The sequence below is a fragment of the Neptunomonas sp. genome (assembly GCF_041601355.1).
Classification (GTDB): Bacteria; Pseudomonadota; Gammaproteobacteria; order Pseudomonadales; family Balneatricaceae; genus Neptunomonas.
Map to the genome: position 1 here is coordinate 1 of NZ_JBFIIH010000160.1, position 7563 is coordinate 7563.

The window sequence follows — 7563 nt, forward strand, 5'->3', positions numbered from 1 at the left end:
AGTGATTAGCACGACTATTTAGCACAACAGGGATTCAGTTCATGAGCGATATCTACTTACATAGTATTCACCAGCACCCGGTAAAGTCCTGTGCTCCCATTGAGCTCAGCCGTGGCTGGATAGATGAACTCGGATTAAGTGGAGATCGCCGTTATATGGTGGCTGATGAAAACGGGGTTTTTATGACGGCCCGCAAGTACCCCAAGCTCACTCAACTAATGGCAACACCGTTTGATGGCGGTGTAATCCTCGCCGCCCAAGGCGCACCCACTCTGGAATTACATGAAGCTGATTATCTGGACGATTACCGGGAAACAGAGGTATGGAAGCAGCTCATGCAAGCACAGCATTGTGGTGTAGAGGCACAACAATGGGTTAGCGCATTTTTAGACACGCCTTGCCAACTGCTATTTTTTGGTGAAAAAACAGAGCGTCCTATCAAGGATTTCACAGAGCAACAAGTCAGCTTTGCCGATGGCTATCCGCTGCTATTAACCAGCACAGCATCACTCGATTGGCTACAAGAGCGCTGCCCTGACTTCATCGCTATGCAGCAATTCAGACCCAACCTGGTTGCCAGCGGCAACCTCCCTTTTGCGGAAGATGACTGGCAAGAGATTCAAATTGGCGAAGTCCGCTTTACTGTTCACTCACCTTGTGAACGCTGTAAGCTGACGACTTTGCCACCCCACTCCATCGAATTCAACCCACACCAGGAACCGCTGCGAACCATGCTAAAATACCGCCGCGCGCATGAGGGTGGCGCACTGTTTGGTCAGAACCTGATCGCACAGAACTGCGGGGTTATTGAAGCGGGTATGCCAATAGAGGTTATTAAACAAGCGCCTGCTGATCTTATTCGTGATGTTGAATGAAGCACACCAACCTGACATTGGACCTGCGTAGCTATAGTCATGAAGCTAAATCCCACCAGCACGACTACCATCAGTTGGTGCTTCCTATAGCCGGGCAGCTTGCCATGAATATCGGCAACCAGGAAGGTCAGGTATCCCCCCGGCAAGCGGCCATCGTCTGTGCAGGACAAAATCATGAATTTGCGGCCTCTGACCTAAACAGCTTTGTTGTTGCCGATGTTCCCGCCGCGCTTGCACCTGAACTGGAGAAGCTTCCTGCGTTCATTCCCCTTGACGGTGCACTCGCACACTACGTAGCTTTTCTGCACCAGAACCTTTTACTCAAACCGCCTCAAAATACCAGTAGCGAACGCCAAATGCTTTTATTACTCATTCAATTATTACAAGAACGTTTCGGCAAAGCCCTGCAAGTAGACCGCCGTATTGAAGCGGCGAGAAGCTATCTTGACCATCACTTTAGTGAGTCTGTATCCGCCACAACACTTACTGCTGTGGCTAACCTCAGTCAACGCCAGCTGAACGAATTGTTCCGACGACAACTCGGCATGACACCCCAGCAATATCTGATTGAGAAGCGTATGCAGCAGGCCTGGCAGCTACTGGAAACAACCACAATGAGCATTCAGCAGGTCGCTAATCATGTCGGATACAGTAACCTTTCCGCATTCAGCGACCGGTTCAGAAAACACTTCGGACATTCACCGCGCCACTTTCGCCATACCGACAAGCCGTTCAGCTAGGTAAACAACCCATTCAGCTCGATCACCAAAGAATTCAGCTGTATCAGCAAAGACAGTAGTGCTTCCCGGGACATACACTGGTACTCCCTCAAATATGATTGTTGGTGAAGTAATGTCCCAAGTACAGCGTGCAACCTACATAGGCTCCATCTCGATTATTTTATGGGGCGCACTCGCATTATTTACCCGTCTTACTGATGGCCAGATCCCCCCTTTTCAAATGATGGCGATGACCTTCAGTATCGCTTTTCTCTTGATGAGTTTACGCTGGTGGTACCAAGGGCACTTAGGTTTACGTCACCTGCGCCAACCCAAGTTGGCTTGGATATTGGGTGTGGGAGGCTACTTTGGTTACCACTTCTGTTATTTCGTCGCGATGACAAAAGCCCCGGCAGTAGAAGTCAGCCTGCTAGCCTACCTCTGGCCACTATTAATTGTGCTATTCGCAGCCCTGTTGCCGGGTGAGCACTTTAGGCTGAAATACTTACTCGGCGCCCTATTAGCACTGTTCGGCTGCGGAATACTGATAGGTAATGGTGATATTGGGTTTCAAAGAGAGTACCTCGCAGGCTACTTATTAGCGCTGGCATGTGCCTTCATATGGTCTGGATATTCTGTTGCCAGCCGACTAGTAAGCGCTGTACCCACCGATGCGGTAGGCTGGTTTTGTGCCGTAACCGCGATACTAGCGCTGCTATGCCATCTTGCATGGGAACCTACCGTCTGGCCAAGCACAGGTATGCAGTGGGCAGGAATAGCAGGACTTGGCCTTGGCCCGGTAGGCATCGCCTTTTTCACCTGGGACTACGGCATAAAGCATGGTAATTTACAGCTGCTCGGCATACTCGCTTATGCTGCGCCGCTAATCTCGGTTCTGTTACTAATAGCCGCAGGAGAAGCCCAATTAAGCTGGATACTGCTCTTAGCCTGCACTGCCATTGTGGGCGGATCGGCATTAGCAGGTATCAACTGGAAAAGCCGTTTCTTATCATAAAACACCAGCTTACAATCAAGCCTTTACTTTTTACTTGTTCTCTTTAAATTAGTCACCTGTTGCGTAAACATTACGCAACAAGTGTATATAATTCATTTCACAGCATCAGAGCCTGTTAAAGCTGGTTTTGGTAAAATTCTTCATCCTAACGGGCCATCGATATCTTCTCGGCCCGATATCCAGATAACGGTAACCCTGTGATGAATGGCACACAATCATGACGCATACAACAACGTTACCTTCAACGACACCTGCGTCATCAAAAAAGCAGCGCCGCGATGAGTTCATTGGTGGCGCAAAAGCCACCTTTCCGTTAATAGTCGGAGCAATACCGTTCGGCATTATCTTTGGCACACTGGCAGAACCCAGCGGATTATCAGTGATTGGCGCCCTCGCTATGTCAATCATTGTGTTTGCAGGCGCCAGTCAGTTTATCGTACTGGGCTTACTCGCAGCAGATGCGGCACTGCCGATTATTATTGCGACAACTTTCGTGGTTAATCTGCGGCATATCCTATACGCCGCCAATTTAGTGCCAAAAGTCCGCCACCTGCCGCAACGCTGGCGTATTTTGATGGCATTTGGGCTAACCGATGAAACCTTCGCTGCAGTAAGTAGCCGCTACCTTCAACAAAATGATCTTCGTAACGCACACTGGTTCTACTTAGGCTCTTTTTGCGCCATGTATGGTAATTGGGTGCTATGTACCGCTATAGGTGTAGCGCTAGGAGAACTCTTTCCTGACATGACCCAATGGGGATTGGATTTTGCAATGTCAGTTACTTTTATTGGCATGGTGGTGCCTTACCTTAAAAACAAACCGATGTGGGCCTGCGTTATTGTTGCGGCGGCAATGGCGATAGCTACCGCAGCGATGCCTCACAAACTAGGCCTGTTACTCGCCGCGCTGTCCGGGATTGCTGTTGGCTTATCTTGTCAAATGATGCTGGTGCGACAAAGTAAGCAACATAATAACAAAAACAACAAGGAGTTATAGGAATGCATAAGGAGTTATCATGAATGAAGCACTGTTAATTGCTGGTATGTTCATTGTGACGTTTAGCGTACGTTATGTACTGTTTGCGGTTGCAGGACGTGTGCATTTTCCCGCCTGGCTCAGCACTGGCCTGGGATTTGTACCGCCTGCCGTATTAACCGCCATCATCGTACCTGCGGTGTTGATGCCACAAGGGCAGCTATGGGTAAGCCCCACTAACCCTTGATTACTGGCTTCATTGATAGCCGTCATCACAGCGTTTATCCGCAAAGACCTGCTGACAACCATTGTTGTCGGGATGCTTGCCTTTAGCTTATTTCGTTTTGGTTTCGGTCTTTAAGCAATGATAAGAGCTATCCCCCGATAAATAACGCCAATTTTGTGCAACGGCACAGTTTTTATTGCCATTAACCACCAAAGAAGCAGTGATATTGTCTAATTATCGATCAACAACATCGTAATATTCTGCCAATCCAGTGCTAATCTGAATAATACTAATCTGAATTTATTTTGCCCCAACAATAAAAAATGCCTGTCTCAGACCACTATATGAGACAACTGGAGGTTCGACATGCTTATCGGCGTCCCTAAAGAGATCAAGAACCATGAATACCGCATTGGCATGACGCCAGCGGGAGTACGTGAGCTGGTAACGGCTGGCCATCAACTCATCATTGAACGCGATGGAGGAACCGCTATTGGCTTAACCAATGAACTATATGAAGCGGCGGGTGCAACCATCATCGACACTGCTGAAGAGATCTTCGCCACCGCAGAGATGATAGTCAAAGTCAAAGAGCCACAGCCTAACGAATGTAAAATGCTGCGTTCTGGCCAATTATTATTCACTTATCTTCACCTTGCACCAGACCCCCAGCAAACAAAACTTTTAGTAGAGTCTGACGCTGTCGCCATTGCCTATGAAACCGTGACCGATAACCACGGAGGCTTGCCTTTGCTTGCGCCTATGAGCGAAGTCGCAGGACGTATGGCGATTCAGGCTGGTGCACACTCACTGGAAAAAGCTCAGGGTGGGCTAGGCACCTTACTCGGCGGCGTACCGGGTGTTGCACCCGCAAAAGTTGTCGTCATTGGCGGCGGCGTGGTCGGCATCAACGCTGCTCGCATGGCGATGGGATTAGGTGCAGATGTAACCATTCTGGATCGTTCTTTACCGCGCCTAAAACAACTCGATGAGATTTACGGCCCTCAACTTAAAACACTGTACTCCAATGTTGAATCTATCGAAGAAGAAGTCATTGCAGCAGACCTGGTAGTCGGCGCGGTATTAATCCCCGGCGCAGCTGCACCCAAGCTGGTAACGCGTGATCATTTGAAAAAGATGAAAACGGGTGCCGTGATAGTCGATGTCGCGATTGACCAGGGCGGCTGTTTTGAAACATCGCATGCAACCACTCACCAGGACCCGATCTATATCGAAGAAGGTGTGGTGCATTACTGTGTGGCTAATATGCCCGGCGGTGTTGCTCGTACCGCAACTTTTGCTTTAACCAACGCAACCTTGCCATTTATTCTGGCGCTGGCCAATAAAGGTTACCAGAAGGCACTCAGTGATGATCAGCACCTGCGTAATGGCTTAAACGTGCATCGTGGCAAAGTCACCTATAAAGCCGTTGCAGACGTATTGGGATATGAATATCAGGCGGCAGAGGATGCAATTCGCTAGTCGGCGGCTTTAAGCCAGAAAAATCCCAACAAACCATTCAACAAACCATTCAATGAACTTAAAAAGGGCCGCTGATATCAGTCAGCGGCCCTTTTTATTTAATAGGTTTTTGTGTGAAGGTATTACTGCCAAGGTATTGGACAGTAAACGTTAATTTAAACGTTCAAATACCGTCGCAACCCCTTGCCCCATACCGATACACATCGTTGCTAAACCGAACGTACCGTTCTTCTGTTCCAACACATTTAACAGTGTCGTGGAGATACGTGTACCCGAGCAACCTAGCGGGTGACCTAATGCAATAGCACCGCCATTAAGATTGACGTTTTCTTCCATGCGATCCAGCAATTTCAGGCCTTTCAATACAGAAAGTCCCTGCGCAGCAAAGGCTTCGTTCAATTCGATATAATCGATATCATCCATCTTCAAACCAGCACGTTTTAACGCTTTCTGCGTTGCAGGTACAGGTCCATACCCCATGATAGAAGGATCACAGCCAGCAACAGCCATCGAACGAATCACTGCCCGTGGTTTCAAGCCTAGAGACTGAGCTTTTTCAGCAGACATCACCAACATGCCGGATGCGCCATCAGAAAATGCTGATGAAGTACCCGCCGTTACAGTACCGATCTTAGGCACAAAGACAGGCTGCAAACCTTGCAAGACTTCAAAGGTCGTTTCGGGGCGAATGACTTCATCCTGCTCTAACAAGCGCTTAAACCCATTTTCATCATGGCCTTCGATTGGAATGATCTCGTTATCAAAGCGACCCGTTTCACGTGCTTCATTTGCCAGGCGGTGTGAACGCGCACCGAATTGATCCTGCATTTCACGCGAAATACCGTTCATCTTGCCCAGCATTTCAGCAGTAACCCCCATCATCAGGGCGGCTTTAGCGACATGTTTAGACATCTCTGGATTGATATCAAGACCATGCAGAATATCCAGATGCCCCATATGCTCCACTCCACCGACGATGAAGGTATCACCATTACCGGTCATGATAGATTGTGCGGCATTATGTAGCGCTGACATTGAAGATCCGCACAAGCGGTTAATCGTTTGCCCACCGACGGTATGCGGCAAACCTGCTAGCAGCAGCGCATTACGCGCAATGTTGAAGCCCTGCTCTTTGGTTTGGTTAACACATCCCCAGACAACATCTTCTATGTCAGCCGGATTAACATTGGGGTTACGTGCCAATAAGCCATGCATAACAGCAGCCGATAATGCTTCAGCACGAACGTTACGAAAAGAACCACCCTTAGATTTCCCCATCGGGGTACGGATGCCATCTACGATCACTACGTCATTTGGTTTCAGACTCATGATTATTTCTCCCCGCCGAAATAGGTTTCGCCAGCGGCGGCCATCTGTTTCATACGCTCAGTTGGCTGGTACAAACCACCGAGATGTTTATATTGCTCAGCCAGTTCACAGAACGCAGCTAATCCCATCTGATCAAGGTAGTACAAAGCCCCACCACGGAACGGAGGAAAACCAATTCCGTAAATCAGGCCCATGTCTGCTTCTGCAGCGGAGGAAACAATACCATCTTCTAAACAACGAACGGTTTCGATGCACAGCGGGATCATCATACGTGCGATAATCTCTTCATCAGAAAAGTCACGCGCATCACCCAGAACCCCCTCCAATAATGTAAAGACCTCTTCATCAGCAAGCTTCTTAGGCTTACCTTTACGATCCATTTCATATTGATAGAAACCTTTACTATTTTTCTGACCAAAACGTTCTAATGTAAACATCCGATCAATCGCATTTTCACCTTCGTGCTGCATACGATCCGGGAAACCTTCAGCCATAACAGCGTCGGCATGGTAAGCCGTATCAATACCGACAACATCTAATAGGTAAGCCGGGCCCATTGGCCAACCAAAACCTTCCATCACCTTATCGATTTTGCGGAAATCAGCGCCATCTTTTAACAAGGCGGAAAAACCACCAAAGTAAGGAAACAGAATGCGGTTTATCAGGAATCCTGGACAATCGTTTACCACAATCGGGGTTTTGCCCATCGCTTTAGCATATGACACCGTACGTGCTATCGCAGCATCGCTACTTTTCTCACCACGGATAACTTCTACCAGCGGCATCAAAGCCACCGGGTTGAAAAAGTGCATACCACAGAAGTTTTCAGGACGTTTCAGAGACTTGGCCAACTCAGTAATCGAAATAGTGGATGTGTTCGATGTCAGAATCGCATCTTCAGGCATGTGGCCTTCTACTTCAGCCAACACTGCTTTTTTAAC

General features: G+C 48.4%; 8 protein-coding genes. 6 read left to right on the forward strand and 2 right to left on the reverse strand.

All coding sequences use genetic code 11. The features are described 5' to 3' along the window. Window positions 1–41 precede the first annotated feature (41 nt). The 6 genes from ABY436_RS17795 (at window position 42) to ald (ending at window position 5293) form a co-directional block, all read left to right on the forward strand. Entirely contained in the window at window positions 42–875 is an 834-nt protein-coding gene (locus ABY436_RS17795) for an MOSC domain-containing protein (RefSeq protein WP_372740275.1), read from the forward strand. Beyond that, the gene (locus ABY436_RS17800; protein ID WP_372740276.1) at window positions 872–1615 is read left to right on the forward strand and encodes a helix-turn-helix domain-containing protein; all 744 of its coding nucleotides are present in this window, start codon (window positions 872–874) and stop codon (window positions 1613–1615) included. Before ABY436_RS17795 ends, ABY436_RS17800 begins: the two co-directional genes overlap by 4 nt. Before the next feature lie 112 nt (window positions 1616–1727). Next, a complete protein-coding gene (locus ABY436_RS17805) occupies window positions 1728–2609 on the forward strand; it encodes a DMT family transporter (RefSeq protein WP_372740277.1) in 882 nt (293 codons plus the stop codon). A 217-nt stretch (window positions 2610–2826) separates the two neighbouring features. After that, the gene (locus tag ABY436_RS17810; RefSeq protein ID WP_372740278.1) at window positions 2827–3606 is read left to right on the forward strand and encodes an AzlC family ABC transporter permease; all 780 of its coding nucleotides are present in this window, start codon (window positions 2827–2829) and stop codon (window positions 3604–3606) included. A gap of 19 nt (window positions 3607–3625) precedes the next feature. Then, window positions 3626–3832, forward strand: coding sequence for an AzlD domain-containing protein (locus tag ABY436_RS17815; protein ID WP_372740279.1), 207 nt, complete (start codon window positions 3626–3628; stop codon window positions 3830–3832). Between the two features lie 345 nt (window positions 3833–4177). Continuing rightward, window positions 4178–5293, forward strand: a complete 1116-nt coding sequence (gene ald / locus ABY436_RS17820; RefSeq protein WP_372740280.1) for an alanine dehydrogenase — start codon at window positions 4178–4180, stop codon at window positions 5291–5293. Window positions 5294–5443: 150 nt separating this feature from the next. On the opposite strand, the gene fadA is transcribed toward ald, so the two are convergent. After that, entirely contained in the window at window positions 5444–6622 is a 1179-nt protein-coding gene (gene fadA, locus ABY436_RS17825; protein WP_372740281.1) for an acetyl-CoA C-acyltransferase FadA, read from the reverse strand. 2 nt (window positions 6623–6624) lie between these two features. After that, a partial coding sequence (locus ABY436_RS17830) for a 3-hydroxyacyl-CoA dehydrogenase NAD-binding domain-containing protein (RefSeq protein ID WP_372740282.1) occupies window positions 6625–7563 on the reverse strand: 939 nt, incomplete at its 5' end.

Coding starts and splice junctions, on each gene's coding strand:
- ABY436_RS17795 (WP_372740275.1), top strand. CDS start 42: ATGAGCGATATCTACTTACATAGTATTCACCAGCACCCGGTAAAGTCC.
- ABY436_RS17800 (WP_372740276.1), top strand. CDS start 872: ATGAAGCACACCAACCTGACATTGGACCTGCGTAGCTATAGTCATGAA.
- ABY436_RS17805 (WP_372740277.1), top strand. CDS start 1,728: ATGTCCCAAGTACAGCGTGCAACCTACATAGGCTCCATCTCGATTATT.
- ABY436_RS17810 (WP_372740278.1), top strand. CDS start 2,827: ATGACGCATACAACAACGTTACCTTCAACGACACCTGCGTCATCAAAA.
- ABY436_RS17815 (WP_372740279.1), top strand. CDS start 3,626: ATGAATGAAGCACTGTTAATTGCTGGTATGTTCATTGTGACGTTTAGC.
- ald (WP_372740280.1), top strand. CDS start 4,178: ATGCTTATCGGCGTCCCTAAAGAGATCAAGAACCATGAATACCGCATT.
- fadA (WP_372740281.1), bottom strand. CDS start 6,622: ATGAGTCTGAAACCAAATGACGTAGTGATCGTAGATGGCATCCGTACC.